Source organism: Nocardioides sp. Z30_9 (assembly GCF_058215735.1).
Window position 1 is genome coordinate 25,370 of record NZ_JBZAJF010000003.1, and the last position, 15,044, is coordinate 40,413.

At 68.9% G+C, this 15,044-nt stretch carries 13 protein-coding genes; 6 read left to right on the top strand and 7 right to left on the bottom strand.

The window, feature by feature from the left end; translation table 11 throughout:
- Position 1 precedes the first annotated feature (1 nt).
- From AC4BGB_RS18670 to AC4BGB_RS18680, 3 genes are all read right to left on the bottom strand, one after another.
- Positions 2-541 carry a hypothetical protein gene (locus AC4BGB_RS18670; RefSeq protein ID WP_490548493.1) on the bottom strand — a complete coding sequence of 180 codons (540 nt, stop codon included), beginning with the start codon at positions 539-541 and terminating at the stop codon, positions 2-4.
- Between the two features lie 179 nt (positions 542-720).
- Positions 721-1,269 carry a hypothetical protein gene (locus AC4BGB_RS18675; protein ID WP_490548494.1) on the bottom strand — a complete coding sequence of 183 codons (549 nt, stop codon included), beginning with the start codon at positions 1,267-1,269 and terminating at the stop codon, positions 721-723.
- 107 nt (positions 1,270-1,376) lie between these two features.
- Positions 1,377-1,979, bottom strand: coding sequence for a hypothetical protein (locus AC4BGB_RS18680; protein WP_490548495.1), 603 nt, complete (start codon positions 1,977-1,979; stop codon positions 1,377-1,379).
- A gap of 484 nt (positions 1,980-2,463) precedes the next feature.
- On the opposite strand from AC4BGB_RS18680, the gene AC4BGB_RS18685 reads away from it, so the two are divergent.
- From AC4BGB_RS18685 to AC4BGB_RS18705, 5 genes are all read left to right on the top strand, one after another.
- Positions 2,464-2,679: a hypothetical protein gene (locus AC4BGB_RS18685; RefSeq protein WP_490548496.1), complete on the top strand. Its 216-nt coding sequence runs from the start codon at positions 2,464-2,466 to the stop codon at positions 2,677-2,679.
- A gap of 850 nt (positions 2,680-3,529) precedes the next feature.
- Complete coding sequence (locus AC4BGB_RS18690) at positions 3,530-4,843, top strand: PP2C family protein-serine/threonine phosphatase (protein ID WP_490548497.1); 1,314 nt, start codon at positions 3,530-3,532, stop codon at positions 4,841-4,843.
- Between the two features lie 535 nt (positions 4,844-5,378).
- Positions 5,379-5,789 carry a PPC domain-containing DNA-binding protein gene (locus AC4BGB_RS18695; RefSeq protein ID WP_490548498.1) on the top strand — a complete coding sequence of 137 codons (411 nt, stop codon included), beginning with the start codon at positions 5,379-5,381 and terminating at the stop codon, positions 5,787-5,789.
- A gap of 63 nt (positions 5,790-5,852) precedes the next feature.
- A complete protein-coding gene (locus AC4BGB_RS18700; protein WP_490548499.1) occupies positions 5,853-6,359 on the top strand; it encodes a quercetin 2,3-dioxygenase in 507 nt (168 codons plus the stop codon).
- Positions 6,356-7,207 (top strand): MIP/aquaporin family protein, encoded by an 852-nt coding sequence (locus AC4BGB_RS18705; RefSeq protein WP_490548500.1) that lies wholly within the window; start codon positions 6,356-6,358, stop codon positions 7,205-7,207. The genes AC4BGB_RS18700 and AC4BGB_RS18705 overlap by 4 nt, the downstream gene beginning before the upstream one ends.
- A 97-nt stretch (positions 7,208-7,304) precedes the next feature.
- On the opposite strand, the gene AC4BGB_RS18710 is transcribed toward AC4BGB_RS18705, so the two are convergent.
- From AC4BGB_RS18710 to AC4BGB_RS18720, 3 genes are read right to left on the bottom strand one after another with little or no spacing between them, the layout of a single operon-like run.
- A complete protein-coding gene (locus AC4BGB_RS18710; protein WP_490548501.1) occupies positions 7,305-7,781 on the bottom strand; it encodes a hypothetical protein in 477 nt (158 codons plus the stop codon).
- A gap of 1 nt (position 7,782) precedes the next feature.
- A complete protein-coding gene (locus tag AC4BGB_RS18715; RefSeq protein ID WP_490548502.1) occupies positions 7,783-8,847 on the bottom strand; it encodes a ferritin-like domain-containing protein in 1,065 nt (354 codons plus the stop codon).
- 4 nt (positions 8,848-8,851) lie between these two features.
- The gene (locus tag AC4BGB_RS18720; protein WP_490548503.1) at positions 8,852-10,708 is read right to left on the bottom strand and encodes a GMC family oxidoreductase; all 1,857 of its coding nucleotides are present in this window, start codon (positions 10,706-10,708) and stop codon (positions 8,852-8,854) included.
- A gap of 125 nt (positions 10,709-10,833) precedes the next feature.
- Here AC4BGB_RS18720 and AC4BGB_RS18725 point away from each other — a divergent pair, with 125 nt between their 5' ends.
- Positions 10,834-12,324 carry an alpha-amylase family glycosyl hydrolase gene (locus tag AC4BGB_RS18725; protein ID WP_490548504.1) on the top strand — a complete coding sequence of 497 codons (1,491 nt, stop codon included), beginning with the start codon at positions 10,834-10,836 and terminating at the stop codon, positions 12,322-12,324.
- A gap of 32 nt (positions 12,325-12,356) precedes the next feature.
- Here AC4BGB_RS18725 and AC4BGB_RS18730 read toward each other — a convergent pair whose 3' ends face one another.
- On the bottom strand, positions 12,357-15,044 hold the full coding sequence (locus tag AC4BGB_RS18730) for an MGH1-like glycoside hydrolase domain-containing protein (protein WP_490548505.1): 2,688 nt from the start codon (positions 15,042-15,044) through the stop codon (positions 12,357-12,359).

Genomic DNA, 15,044 nt, shown 5'->3' on the forward strand with positions numbered 1-15,044 from the left:
TTCAGCCGTCGCCCCGGCTCAGCATGCCCTGCACGTAGACCAAACCCTCGTGCGTGACCTTGTAGGTCTTGGTGGCCTGCCTGCTGCTACCCGACTTGCGCAACTGCATGATCCTCTGAGGCTTTTTGCGCATGTTGCTCGACAGCGCGTCCGTGATGTTGGCGATGGGGTGGCCGAGGTTCTTGAGTTCGTTGTTCAGCGTGCGCGAGGCCCACTGGTCCTGCCCCTGGATGACCTGCACCCAATAGGCCGCGACCAGCGCCTTGTCCTCGTTCTTCGTGGGCTGCGCCGCTGCGAACAGTTCGGCGAAGTGCTCGTAGACGGGTGCCTCGTCCTTAATCTCCTCGTCGGTCACGCCCTCGTCGTCCGGGTCGTCATCGGCGGCGGTTCCGCCAGCGGAGCCGCGGCCCCCGCCGCCCTTCGGCAGCGCTACGCCGTAGCGCTCGGCGGCCCAGCGGAGCACACGCCCCTGCTGGTCCTCCTCCAGGTCGGCGAGCGCGGTGGCCACCGCCGACATGGCGTCGATCTCTGGGTCGCTCATGTGAGCCTCCAACATTGGTTCGATGTACCTCAAGATTACACCAATGTTGTAACCGCATGAGGCTCCAAGAGCCTAGCGGTGGCTGACCGCATGTCGCAGGGACGGAACCGCGGCACGCCGAGTCGTCTCCCCGCCGTCACCGCCCCGGGATCGCGTACCGGCCTTACTCGCCTGGTGGTCTAGTCCTCCGCGAAGCGCGCCAAGTCGGACGGCTCGCGCTCTGACAAGGGCTCGAGGCCGAGGTGCTGACGCACGGCGTTGCGGAACGGCGAGATCAGGTTGTACGCCTCGTCGGCGTGGCCGTACTTCAGCCGCTCCGTCATGGGTGTGCCCTGCGCCGCGAGGTTGAAGCGTGACCACGGCTCGTGGAACTTGCCCGCCAACTCCAGGAGCGAGGGGGACGCGGTCAGCGTCAAGTCCGCGAGCGCGTCGTCCACGGCACGCGTCTTCTCGCCGTAGTCCAGGAACCAGACGTCATCGCGGATCGTGGGCTTTCCTGTGATGAGCACGTCGCCCACGTTGAGCGCGGTGATGAAGGTGGCGTAGTCCTGGACAGCGGCCAGGTACTTCAGCGCGGACTCGCGAAGGGCCGCGTCCAGACGGTGGTGGTCCTCACGCCGGTGTCGACGGCGCTCCAGCCGGAGGGCGATCGACTGCGCGACGGCGACGCCGAGCAGGGCAAAGACGCCGCCGACCAGCGGCACAGCCCACCAGGGCGTCTGGCTCACGCCCGCGGCAGCCCCCACTGCGGACCACGGCGTCATCGTCCGGGTGAGCGCACGTGTCCAGGCAATCGCACCATCCGCGGGTCCCCCTCTCGGTCCGACTGAGCAGCCTACGTCGGGCGGAAGGGGATTCGGGCCACGCCGAGTCGTCTGCCACCGCAGGGAGCCGCACGACCTCCTCCGCTCCTGCCGGCCTGCCACGGGATCCACTCCTCCACGAAGCCGCGCAGGGATTCGATCCGGAACTGGAGCGGCTCGTCGGCCCAGGCGATGGTGTCGATTTCGACGCTGGCGTACAGGCGAGACGCCCGGCCGATGTCCACCCGCGGCGGCCTCTGCGGGCTCACGAGGCCGAGGTGTTGGGCGCGTTCGAGCGCGTCCCAGACGCCCTCCCGCGTCGTCGCGTCGGTCCTCAGCGAGTCGAAGGCCGCCCGGTCGGCCGCCGCCTCGGCCGCTAGTCGAGCGGTAACGCGCTCCGCCACGTCGCTGAGGCGGCGGTCGACGTCGGCGTGCAGTGCCGCGACCTGCCCCGTTAGCGCGATGGTCGAGTCAGCCGCCGCGGTACGGACCTGCTCGACCTGCTGGGCTGTGTCGGTCCGGACTTCCTTGACCTGCTGGGCCGCGTCGGCGGCCACCTGGTCCAGGTGTCGGTCCAGGGACCGGGTGATGAGGTAGAAGGGCGCGAAGAGCACGAGCGACGAGCCGACCGTCATAGGGAAGTCGCGGAGCCACCCTGAGTCCGGACCCGGGCCCGGCAGCAGCGAGCTGGCCACGAGCGCGATGCCGCCCAAACCGAGCAGCGTGACGGCGCGTGCCCCCCGGCCCGACCTACGCCACCAGCGTCCGAGGCGGGTGCAATGGGGAGGTATTGCGTGAGCTCACGCATCAGACCCTTGTGTACAAGGGTGCCGTGCCCGGCGCGTCGCGTGCGCTGCGCGCGCAGGTTTGCCTAAAGTGCGGGTCACGACCAACCCACGGCTCGACCCGATCCCGATGCGTTTGCCTCGCGTTCGGGCGTGTCGTCGTTCCCTGCCGCCGGTGGCGCCGTAGCGTCTTGCTTGTGAGGCAGACGAAGGCCCCCGCACGGGGGGTTTCCCTCCCGGGCTGGGGGCCTCCACGCGACTGAACGGGGAAGTCCATCGCGTTGGAGACCTTACCCGTGAGGGTCGGGCTGCTGCCTCGCAGGAGGTACACAACATGTTCAACGACCTGGACACCGACTGCCCCGAATGCGGCGGCAAGGTTCGGTTCAGCATCGACGACGTGGCCAAGCAGCGCACCGTCCGGTGCTCTCGCGGTCACTCCGTCGAACTCGTTGACGAGGGACGCGGCGCGGCCAAGGCCAGCAAGTCGCTGCGCGACCTCGACAAGAGCCTGAAGGGGCTGAGCCGGACGATCAGTATCAAGTTCTAGGAGCGTGCCGGTCCCGTGGTCGCCAGCGGCCGCGGGACCGGCCGTGCCTCTGGCACGCCCGAGGTCCCCGCGCGCCTACAACGTTCCGGCCGCCCCTCTCCGCCCGCTCCCGCTCGTCCACGATGCCCTCGGAGACGAGCAGGTCCGCCGTGATGCCGCCAGCGAGGTGGTGAAGCGTCGTGCGGATCGAGACGGAAGGGGACAGTCAGTACTCGACCTAGCCAGGTCGGAGCAGCGCATGGGTGCTGATTCTGGAGGCCATGGGTGCAACCGCCATCGGCGGTTAGCAGAATCCGATCCCTGACCTGCACGTTCCCGAATCTACGATCACCCCACCAAGGGGTGTTCGCGAATAAAACGGAAACGCTTCGCGAAATCCCCGCCCAAGAACAGCCCTCTTGACCAGAGCCGCCCCCTCAACACCCGGGGGGCGGCTTTGGTCGTCCCCCACAACGCTTCGGCCAGTGGAGTTCCGGGGGAGCTGGTCCCGGGCGGCCAGCGTTGCGCACCTGCCACAGCTGCAGCATGTGTGGCTTGAGTCGACGCGCCGACGGCACCCTCAGCTGCGCAACCCTCGCCGCCGACACGGTTCCGAGGCCAAGGCGCAGAAGGTCCGGGAGGACCGCACGAAGGAGCTTGAGCGCCGCCAGCGCCTGATCGACGAGACCAGGGACGCGTACCGGGCACTCCCCGAGTCGCACGCGCCCGTTCTCATCCGTAGCTCGGCCCTCTTCATCGACCCGGCGTGGCATCTCCCGCCGCGGCTCACGGCTGTCCGCGAGTCTCCGAGAGGTGAAGGCCACCGTCTCCCGAACCAGCAAAGTCACCGCATGGCGCTTAGGCTCCGGGCATGGTCTCGCTTCGCAGTGTTGAGGTAGGGCGCGTCCTTGAGGCGGCCGCGTCGCAGTCTCCGGTCAAGGCAGTGGAAGCCGTTGCCCGCGAGCTCGGTGAGGTCTTCGACGCCGAGAACGTCTCATTGCTCATCGCCGACCTCTCCGGCCGAGCGTTGGTTCGCCTGGCACACGTCCCACTGAAGAAGGGCACCGAAGGCGGCCGGGATCTGCTGGGGGAGGATGAGAGGCGCGATTCCGAGGAGTCCGCGACCGTGCTGCCCTTCGACGGCGGCCCCGAGGAGCAGGCCGTACGCACCCAGGATGTCCAGGTCATCGGGCCCGGGCAACGGCACAAGAAGTGGTGGCGGGTGCTGGCACCGGTCACCGAGCGAGGCGAGACCGTAGGTCTGCTAGAAGTTCACCTCCGCACCGAACCCTCCTCGGAGACGGTCGAGGAGCTCGCGCTGGTTGCGCACCTACTCGCTCTGATCGTGATCGCGAACCAGCGCCACACCGACCTGTTCGAGTGGGGGCAGAGGACCCGTTCCTTCAGCCTGTCCGCGGAGATACAGCAGCGACTCCTGCCCGGTCCGCGCACCTGTGAGGCCGACGCGTTCACGCTCTCGGGCTGGCTGGAACCGGCTGCGAGTGTCGGCGGAGACACCTTCGACTACAGCCTGGACCGCGACGTCCTACACCTGTCGCTGACTGACGCCATGGGACACGGCGTGAACGCGGCCCTAACCGCGTCGCTGTGCCTGGGAAGCCTGCGCGGCGCCCGCCGCAGCGGAGGCAGTCTCCTAGAGCAGGCGCAGGCCACGAACACGGCACTGGCCGAGCATGCCGCTTCTCGCGACGCCATCGACTACGCCACCGGCCTCCTGGTGCGCATCAACCTGCGCACCGGTACGTGCGAGATCGTCAATGCTGGGCATGTCGCCCCGTACCTGATCAGGGACGGGGAGGTGGCCGCGCTGGAGCTGCCCGCGAACCTGCCCTTCGGCATGTTCCCCGACACCCGCTACGACAGCATCGAGGCCACCCTGCAGCCGGGTGACCGCATCGTCCTGGTCACCGACGGCATGCTCGAGCACAACCTCGAAGCTCTCGACCTGACCACGGTGATCGAACAGCACCCGGAGCTGCATCCGCGCGAGCTGGTGCGTGCGTTGGCCGACGGCGCCCTGGAGGCCGCCGGGCACGAGCTCAGCGATGATGCGACCGTCATGTGCCTGGACTGGCACGGGACTCATACCCAGGACCGGCCCACTGGTGGCGGCGCCGACCGCGACCGGGCCAGCAACCGCCTTCCCCACCAGCTCGCCAGGTGAGGACGCAACCTGACCGGGTGCAGGTCTTCCCAGTGTCGCGACCGCAGGCGGCCGCTCGCCGCACGCGCTGCTGGTCCGTGGACCCCGGTCTTCGACGTGCCACTACTCGACACCCGTCTCTGAATCGCGCCGCTTCTTGAGCGCCGTCTGCTGGACCACAGGTGCTGAGCGCGCTCGGCAGCGATCGCCCGCGGCATGGGTGCTGATTCCAACGACCCGGGGTGCAACGTCCAAGTGGTGTTCGCAGAAACCGTGCGCCTGACCAGCACATTCTGATTTCCTCGAACACCCCACCACCACCATCCAGAACAGCCCTGTTGGCCAGAGCCGCCTCCCCGGTGGACGGAGGGCCGTCAGGCCCCGGGCGCTCGTCGCCAGGCGTGCCGCACTTCTCCCGTAGTGCGAAGTAACGACCGATTTGCGCATTTCCGCACGCGGGCCGCAGGCCGTCGTTACGCTCGCACCCTCCCCTCAGCTGGCTCTTCCTTGTCAGTCGAGCGCGGCTCAAACCGCTCTGACAGAGAGGCAGTTCGCCATGCACAGCAAGGTCATCGACCAGCACGCCGGGCCACAGCGCACGCACATCATCACCTTCGAACCGGGTGAGGAGGCCGTCCAGGGCCTGACCGACTACGTCACGAGCCGGGGCATCGCCACGGCGTCCTTCACCGCGATCGGCGGCTTCGAGCACACCAAGCTCGGGTTCTTCAACCTCGAGACCCGAGGCTTCGACCCGGTGGCTTTCCACGATGAGCAGGTCGAGGTGTTGAGCCTGTCGGGAGACATCCTCACCACCGACGACGTCCTCTTCGTGCACGGCCACGTCGTCGTCGGACGACGTGACGGCACGACGGCAGGCGGGCACCTCCTGGAGGGGGCCATCGACCCGATCCTCATCGTCACCTTGGTCGAGCTCGAGGACCACGAGGTCCAGCACCACCACTGACCTGCACCGCCCGGCCCGCCTCCACGGCGGCCACCACAGCACCCCAGACCCAGGAGACCCCTCATGAGCATGGACCCCGCACAGGATCCCGCGAAGATCATCAAGCTGCCGGCCGGTGGCGGCCACGGCCTCTGGGTCTTCGGTGACCTGGACATGATCAAGGTCGACGGCGAGCAGACCGGTGGTGAGTTCACCCTGGTCGAGACCGTGGTGCCCCCGCGCTCCGGCCCGCCGATGCACATCCACAAGAACGAGAGCGAGTCCATCTACGTGCTCGAGGGGGAGGTCCGCGTGGTCGCCAACGGCCTCGACTTCACGCTCGAGCCCGGCGGGTTCTGCTACATGCCCAAGGGCAGCCTGCACAAGTTCGAGAACACGCTCGAGGAGCCCAGCAAGATCCTGCTCTTCTTCACGCCTCCCGGCATCGAGGGCTACTTCGAGGGCCTCGGCACGCCGTACATCCAGGGTGAGCCGTCCCCGGGCCGCGTGATGGACCGCGAGCTCCTCGACCGCGTCGCACCCGCGCACGGCATCGTCCCCTTCTTCGACGACCACGGCAACGCGCTGTGAGCGACGCCGCTGCTGCGCCGCAGCCCGCGGTCGGGGGTCTCCACCTGGCCGAGTGGGCCGCCGAGCTCGCCGGCACCGCGATCCTGGTGTTCGCCGCGCTGTCGACCGTCACGGTGATGTTCCACCAGGGAACGGTCTTCGAGGAGTGGGTGCCCTCGACGAAGGTCCGGCTGCTCCTCCTGGGCATCACGTTCGGCATCTACATCTTCACCATCGCGCACAGTCCGCTCGGACGGCTAAGCGGCGCGCACCTCAACCCCGCGGTCACCTTGGCGTTCTGGATGACCGGCCACGTCCACCGTCATGACCTCCTCGGCTACTGGACCGCTCAGCTCGTGGGCGGTGTGCTCGGCGCGACTGCGCTGCGGCTGGTCTGGGGCGACACCGCGAGAACGATCGACTACGGCGCGATCAGCCCATCAGTGGATCCCCTTGTCGCCGTGCTGATCGAAGGCCTGATGGTCGGCTTGCTCGTCACCGCGATGTTCGTCTTCCTCTCCGCGGCCAGGCTGGCCTGGTGGACCCCGGTGGCCGCCGGCACGATGGTGGCGCTCAACACCTGGCTCGGGTCCGAGTACACCAACACCGGGCTCAACCCGGCTCGCACGCTCGGGCCCAACCTCGTCTCCGGCACCTGGCTCGACTGGTGGGTCTACCTCGCGGGTCCGGTCATGGGAGCGCTCCTCGTCGCGCTGCTGTGGCGAGCCGGCCCCCGGTTGATCCTCACCGCCAAGCTCGTCCACGACCCGGCGTACCGCTCGGTGCTGCGCACGCACCTACCGGCCCGCCCCGCCGCCGCGACCGCCCTGCCGTCGTCTGCGCCCGCCGAGGTGCCCGTCCAGCAGTAGTGACCCCAGCAGTACGACGACCGGCCCGGTCCTCCCTGTGGAGGACCGGGCCGGTCGTCGTACCGGGTGTTGGGTGCCGGGGTGTGGCGCGCCCGGGTCAGCAGACGTCGATGGCCGGCGGGCCGGTCCAGCTGCCGTAGCCCTGGCCCTTGGCTCCGGGCGGGTTCGCGCCGATCGTGGGCCACAGCAGCCCCTCGGTGTAGGACACCGGCGAGACCACGTGGGTGCCGTCCGGTCGGCGTCCGGCATAGAGGTCGCGCCACTCCTGGGGGAGCTGGTACCACGTGCCGACGAACCACATCTTGATCACGTTGCGGGCGATCGGCCCGAGCTTGTCGTCGCTGAGGACGCGGGTTCGCAGGCCTCGGTCGAGCTGGTGCTCGTCCCCCGCGGCGCCGTCGACGACAGAGGTGAAGGTGCTCAGCAGCTCGTCGACCACGACGTCGCCCACCGCATCCATGGTCATCGACAGATAGGCCTCGGCCTGGCCGGTGCCGAGCAGCCGGAACCGTGAGTAGCCGGTCAGGGTCGCGGAAAGGCCGAGGAAGCTCTCGAGCAGGTCGTCGTCGGTCATCTCAGGACACCTTCACGGGGCTGAGCGCACGGAAGACCGGGGCGGCGTTGACGCCGGCGCGACCCGGCATCGGGTTGCGGATGATCCGGGCGGCCAGCTCCTTGATCCGGAACATGTCGGCCACCGCCGGGAGCAGCAGGTCCGGACGTCCGCCGAAGGCCTCGGTGAGCCGGGCGAGGAAGTCGCCGTACGCGGCGCTGAACGCCGTGACCGCCTCCTCCAGCTCGCCGGTGCCGGCGTAGTGGTCGAGGTCCGCGTCGGCCAGTACCGGGTAGACGGCGTCCCAGTCGACCTCGAGCGGCGGGCCGGTGGGGCTGCCGGCGTCGTCACCGGGTTGGTAGTAGCGCCCGAGTAGCAGCTGCTGGAACCGGTAGAAGTGGGCGAGCTCGCCCTCGTCGTCGAAGATGCCGCCGCCGAGACCTTCCCCCTGCTCGCTGATCAGCCGCATCGCTGCGGCCGCGGACGCGGCGTCGGTGACCTTCACGATCGCGCCGCCGCCGGAGTAGTAGTACTCGGGGCCGACCTGGCGGGTCGGGTCGCCGCAGAAGAGGTCATCGCCCAGCTCGTCGTGCAGCCGGGCCAGGCCCTCGCCGATCTCGGCGTAGAACTCGCCGATGCTGAAGAAGTGCAGGTCGTCCTCGTGCGCGTCGACGGTGGGGACGAGTGCCCGGTCCGAGCGGTCTCGCGACACGAAGCGCTGGTCCTCGGCCAGGGCGGGCCGCTCGATCTTCAGGAATCCCTCGATGGTCTCCCGCGAGAACGCGCGGGTGCCGACCTCGAAGTCCTCCTCGCCGTCGGGCAGGTGGGCCGGGTAGACCGGCACGAAGCCCTCCGCCAGCAGGTCCGGAGTCCCGCCGACCGCGTTGAGCAGGTTGGCCGCGAGGGTCAGGTGGAGCATCTCCTCGACCGCGACGACCCGGATCACCTGGTAGGCGTCGGCGTTGCTCGATGGGTGTATCGAGTAGAGCGCGGTGAGGTAGGGCGGGATCGTCGCGTGCTCGAGCTGCATCGCGACATGCAGGTAGGCGTGCAGGTCCTCGACGGTGCTGATACGGCGCAGGCTCATGCGGTCATCCCCCGATGGTGATCGACTGGCGGGTGGTCTGCTCGGCCACGATGTGGTCGGCGGTGCGGAACGCCAGCGCAGCCAGCGTGAGGGTGGTGTTGGAGCTGCCGATGTTCGGCATGCTTCCCGACCCCACGAGGAAGAGGTTGCGGTGGTCCCACGAACGCTGGTGGTCGTCCACGACGGAGTCGTGGCTCGAGGTGCCCATGATGTGGGTGCCCGACCAGTGGTTGCCACCGCGGATGACGTATCCCTCGCCCTGGTGGGAGACGAAGCCCGGGTCGAGCGGGTCGTACCTGGTCTTGTCCTCGGCGCCGAGCCGCTGGAACAGCCGGCGCGAGATGCGGCGACTCGCGGCGACGGCGTCCATCGTGTACTCGGGCAGCGAGTAGGAGATCACCGGGCGAAGGTTGCCCAGCGCGTCGGTGAAGCGACCGTCGACCGTGATCCGGTTGCTGGGCTCGGGCATCAGGTCGATCATGAACGACAGCATCAGCTGACGTGAGATCCGGTCCACGACCCCGTGACGCAGGGCCGTGCCGTAGGCGTTGGCGTTGTCGACCAGGTCGATCAGGTCGGTGTACGGCGCGCCCGTGGGCCAGGCCCAGCCGTCGTTGTGGATGCTCACCCGGATCGATGCGTGCCGGCTGCGGAAGTCGCCGGCGCGGAAGTCCTCGATCCCCGAGGTGCACTGGGACCCGCGCATCGTCCCGGCGACCTCGGGAAGGATCCCCCACGTGAGCAGGTACGCGTGGTCCATCAGGTTGCGACCGACCAGCCCACTGCTGCTCGGCAGCCCCGAGGCCAGCAGCAGCCGGGCATTCTCGACCGCGTTGGTCGCGAGCACGTAGGTCGTGGCCCGCAACGAGCCGGTGACGTGCTCGGGCGAGGTCGTCGAGCCGTAGGCCTGGTAGTCGACGTGGCTGATCAGACCGTCCTCGCCGACGTTCACCCGGGTGGCGACGGTCTGGGTCAGGATGTCGATGCGGCCGGTCTGCAGCCCGATCGACAGGGTCTTGCGCGAGTTGTACTTCGCCTGGACCGGGCACAGCGGGACGCAGTTGATGTTGCCCTGGCACCGACCGCCCTGGTCGATCTGGTGGGTGCTGACGGCGCCGACCGGCTCGAAGCCCTTGCCGCCGTCATAGGCGGCGTTGGGGATCCCGTTGCGGGCCTGGGGCGTCGTCCTCACCTTGACCGTGCAGGTGGTGTCCTCGAGCTTGATCTCGGTGCCGTCGATGTCGCGGGCGACCACCTGGTCGAGGTAGGACGCCGGGAGGCCGTGCATGGGGAACACGTAGTCCGGCGGGAACGTGATGCCGTAGAACGACTGCTCCTCCACCTCGCCGGAGACGCCAAGCTCGCGCTCAGCCCGCTCGTAGAACGGCGAGAGCTCGTCGTAGTTGATCGGCCAGTCGCGACCCTGGCCGAAACGGGTGCGGGTCTCGAAGTCCTCGGGGAGCATGCGCATCGTCTTGCCCTCCCAGTGCATCGAGGTCCCGCCCAGCACCCGGGTGTAGGTGCTGTCCATCTCGTAGGGGCCGTTCTGGATGAGGTAGCTCGTCGAGTCGGGGTGCCCGGCCTGGAGACGGCGTACGTCGGGGGAGCGCGGCATCGGTGCGTTCGGGTTGACCTCGTAGGCGGAGTTGTTGTCCTTCGCGGTCGCGCCGTAGAAGCGGGTCAGGTGCGTCTCGTACTCGGCGCTCGAGAGCTCCTCTCCCGGGCCGGCCTCGATGACGAGCACGCGCAGCCCCTGCTCGGAGAGCGACCGGGCCATGATGGCTCCACTGACGCCGGAACCGACGACGAGCGCGTCGTAGTGGGTGCGCGATGCTGCCGCGTGGTCGATCTGATCAGGCACGGTGGACCTTTCCGGATGCACTGCATGAGGTGACGGCAGATACGGGGAATCGTCGCCCCCGGCGCACCGGAAACGCTTACGGTGAGCATGCTTTCACCCGGAAGGCCCCCGCGTCTGGAGAGTGCATGAATCCCCTGCTGTATCAGGTGAACACCCGTGTGACCCTCCATGAGAGAGGTTGCGAGCTCGGCCGTCCGGCGACGCTCGACGACCTCCCGGACGCCTTCCTCGACGACGTCGCGGCGCGCGGCTTCGACTGGGTCTGGATGCTCGGTGTCTGGCAGACCGGTGAGGCGGCGCGCGCGGTGTCCTCGGCCAACCCCGAGTGGCTCGCGGAGTACCGGGAGGCGCTTCCTGACTTCACGCCCGACGACGTGACCGGCTCTCCGTTCGCGATCGTCGACTACACCGTCCACCGCGACTTCGGCGGCGACGAGGAGCTGGCCCGCCTGCGGGTTCGCCTGGCCGAGCGTGGGCTCAAGCTGCTGCTCGACTTCGTGCCGAACCACATGGCGCTGGACCACCCCTGGCTGGCCGATGCCCCGCACCGCTTCATCGGTGGCTCGGATGCCGACCTCGAGGCCCAGCCCCAGAACTACTTCCGCGCCGGCGAGCGCGTCGTCGCCCACGGGCGGGACCCCTACTTCGACGGCTGGCCGGACACCGCACAGCTCGACTACCGCCATCCCGAGCTTCGGCGCGCGATGAGCACCGAGCTCGCCCGGGTCGCAGCCCGCTGCGACGGCGTCCGGTGCGACATGGCGATGCTGCTCGAGCCGGAGGTCTTCCTCAGGACCTGGGGTGACCGGCCGCTGCCCGACGACGCGACCGGCCCGGCGGACGGCGCGTTCTGGCCCGCCGCGATCGCCGCCGTACGCGCGCAGCACCCGGGGTTCGTGCTGATGGCCGAGGTCTACTGGGACCTCGAGTGGCAGCTGCAGCAGCACGGGTTCGACTACACCTACGACAAGCGCCTCTACGACCGGCTCCGCGGCGACGACCCCGCAGCGGTGCGCGGCCACCTGGGTGCCGACCCGGAGTTCCAGGGCCGCTCGGCCCGGTTCCTCGAGAACCACGACGAGCCTCGCGCCGCCCACACGTTCGCGTACTCCGCCGCGCACCAGGCGGCCGCGGTCGTCACGTTCCTCTCGACCGGGTTGCGCTTCTTCCACGAGGGCCAGCTGCCCGGGCGTCGGTTCAAGGCGCCCCTCCACCTGCGTCGACGACCCGATGAGCCGGCCGACCCGGTCCTGGTGGCCTTCTACGACCGTCTCCTCGAGGTCCTGGCCGACCAGGTGCTGCGTGACGGCAGCTGGCAGCTGCTCCCCACCCGGCCGGCGTGGGAGGGCAACCCCACTGACGGCGCCTACGTGGTGGCGGGCTGGTCAGCCGGTGCGGACGCGCCGCTGCGCTGGCTGGTCGTGGCCAACCTGTCCGGTGAGCAGGCCCAGTGCCGGGTCGAGCTCGGCACCGTGGTCGCGGCGGCCGAGACGGTGACGCTGGTCGACCGGATGCACGAGAACGTCGAGTACGTCCGCGACGTCGCCGATCTTGCGGTCAACGGCCTGTTCCTCGATCTCGAGCCCTACGGGTACAACGTCTTCGAGATCAGCTGACGCCAGTCGCCCGGGATCCCAGTCGACCGGGATCACGTGGCGTCGCGGCGGAACAGTGTGGTCGAAGGGTGCGCCCGCTCGTCGGCCAGGACGGTGGCCGCGTCGAGGGTGCCGAACAGCTGGACCAGCTTGGCGACCAGCCCGGTCCACCCGGTCTGGTGCGAAGCACCGATGCCGGCGCCGTTGTCTCCGTGGAAGTACTCGTAGAACAACAGGTTGTCGCGCCAGTGCTCGTCGGTCTGGAACAGCTCCACGCCGCCGAACACCGGGCGCTTGCCCTCGTCGTCGGGCAGGAAGATCGAGACCAGCCGGTCGGACAGCTCGTGAGCCACCTCGAAGAGGGTGTGCTGGTTGCCGGAGCCCGTGGGCATCTCCACCGTGAGCTCGTCGCCGTAGTAGAGGTAGTACTGCAGCAGCGCCCGGATGATCATGAAGTTCACCGGCATCCACACCGGCCCGCGCCAGTTGGAGTTGCCCCCGAACATCCCGCTGTCGGACTCGGCGGGCAGGTAGCCCACGCCGAACGTCTGGCCGTCGAGGTCCAGCGAATACGGGTGGTCGCGGTGGAAGCGGGAGAGCGCCCGGATGCCGTGTGGGCTGAGGAACTCCTCCTCGTCGAGGAGGTAGCCCAGCACGCTGCGCAACCGGGTCTCGTCGAGCAGGGAGAGCATGCGGCGGTCCAGGACACCCGGGACCGTGGGGTCGGCCATCTGGCCGAGCAGGTCCGGGTGGCGGGCCATGAACTCGGTGAGGCGGTCGCCGAGCACGCCGTACGACGCGGCCGGAACGACCGTGACCGCGCAGAGCGGGATCAGCCCGACCATCGAGCGGACCCGGAGCCGCTGGGACGAGCCGTCGGGCAGCCGCAGCTGGTCGTAGAAGAAGCCGTCCTCCTCGTCCCACATCCCGTCGCCGCGCTCCATGGCGGCGGAGATGAACAGGAAGTGCTCGAGGAACTTGAGGGCCATGCCCTCGTACTCGGGCTCCTTGGCCATCAGCTCGATCGACAGCTCGAGCATGCTCTGGCAGTAGAGCGCCATCCACGCGGTGCCGTCAGCCTGCTCGAGCCGTCCACCCGCGGGGAGCTGGGCGGCGCTCCGGTCGAAGACGGCGATGTTGTCGAGCCCCAGGAACCCGCCCTCGAAGGCGTTGGCACCCGTGGCGTCCTTGCGGTTGACCCACCAGGTGAAGTTGAGCGTCAGCTTGCCGAACATGTCGGAGAGGAAGGCGTGCTCGTCCTCCGCACCGTTTTCGACGGCCGGGACGTGGCTGAACAGCGTGGCCAGGGCGTGCACTGGCGGGTTGACGTCGGAGAAGTTCCACTCGTACGCCGGGATCTGGCCGGACGGGTGGAGGTAGCGCTCGCCCAGCAGCAGCCGGAGCTGGTCGCGGGCGAAGGTGGTGTCGACCATCGCCAGCGTCATCGTGTGGAAGGCCAGGTCCCAGGCTGCGAACCAGGGGTACTCCCAGCAGTCGGGCATCGAGATGATGTCGCCGGCGACCATGTGGAACCACCGGGCGTTGCGGTGGTCGAACCCTGCGGAGTCACGCAGCGGGTGCACGTCGCGTTCCTTGAGCCAGCGGTCGAGGTCATAGGCGTAGAACTGCTTCGACCACAACATCCCGGCCAGTGCCTGGCGCATCACCATCCGCCCGTCGGCCGAGACCGACGGTGGCGTGATGGAGGCGTAGAAGTCGTCGGCCTCCGCGCGACGCTTGACCAGGACCTTGTCGGCGTTGGAGCCGAAGGGGGAGCGGGGCATCGACGCCGCCAGCCGTAGCCGCATCGTCACCGACTCGCCGGCGCCGATGACGTCACGACGTCGCAGGGCCACCTTGGTGCCGGTCAGGTCCGGGTTGACCGCCTCCCGCCGACCGGACGCGACGGCGTCGTTGATGCCGTCCTTGACGTAGGGCATGGCGTTCTCGCCGCCGCTGATGCGGGCCCAGTTGGTCTCGTTCTCGGTCACCAGGACGTCGAGATCGTCCTCCCAGGCCAGGGTGCAGGGATCCAGGTCGGCGCTGTCCAACGTGATCCGGCGCGCCGTGGCGTCGGCGCTCAGTCGCGGCCGCGGCGCCTCGGGGTCGTCGGCCCACGTGTTGCGCAACCACAGCGTGGGCAGCAGGTGCAGCACCGCGGGGTCGGGCCCTCGGTTGGTGGCCGTGATCTGGATCAGCAGGTCCTCAGGACCGGACTTGGCGTAGACGACCTCGACGTCGAAGTAGCGGTGCTCGTCGAAGATCCCGGTGTCGACGAGCTCGTACTCGCCGACGTCCTTGCCGCGGCCCGCGTTGGTGCTCAGCAGGTCGGCGTACGGGAAGGCCGCCTGGGGGTACTTGTAAAGCGCCTTCATCCAGGAGTGGGTGGGCGTGGAGTCCTGGTAGAAGTAGTACTCCTTGACGTCCTCGCCGTGGTTGCCCTCGCTGTTCGTCAGCCCGAACAGCCGTTCCTTGACGATCGGGTCGGCCTCGTTCCACACCGCCAGCGCGAAGCAGACCTGCTGGCGGTCGTCGCTGATGCCGAGCAGGCCGTCCTCGCCCCAGCTGTAGGCCCGGGAGCGGGCGTGGTCGTGGGGGAAGGAGTTCCACGCGTCGCCGCCGGCGGAGGTGTCCTCGCGGACCGTGCCCCACTGCCGGTCGGAGAGGTAGGGGCCCCACTTGCGCCAGGCGACGCCGTCGACGTCGGCTTCCTGGAGCCGTTGGTCCTCCGCGGTGGCCAT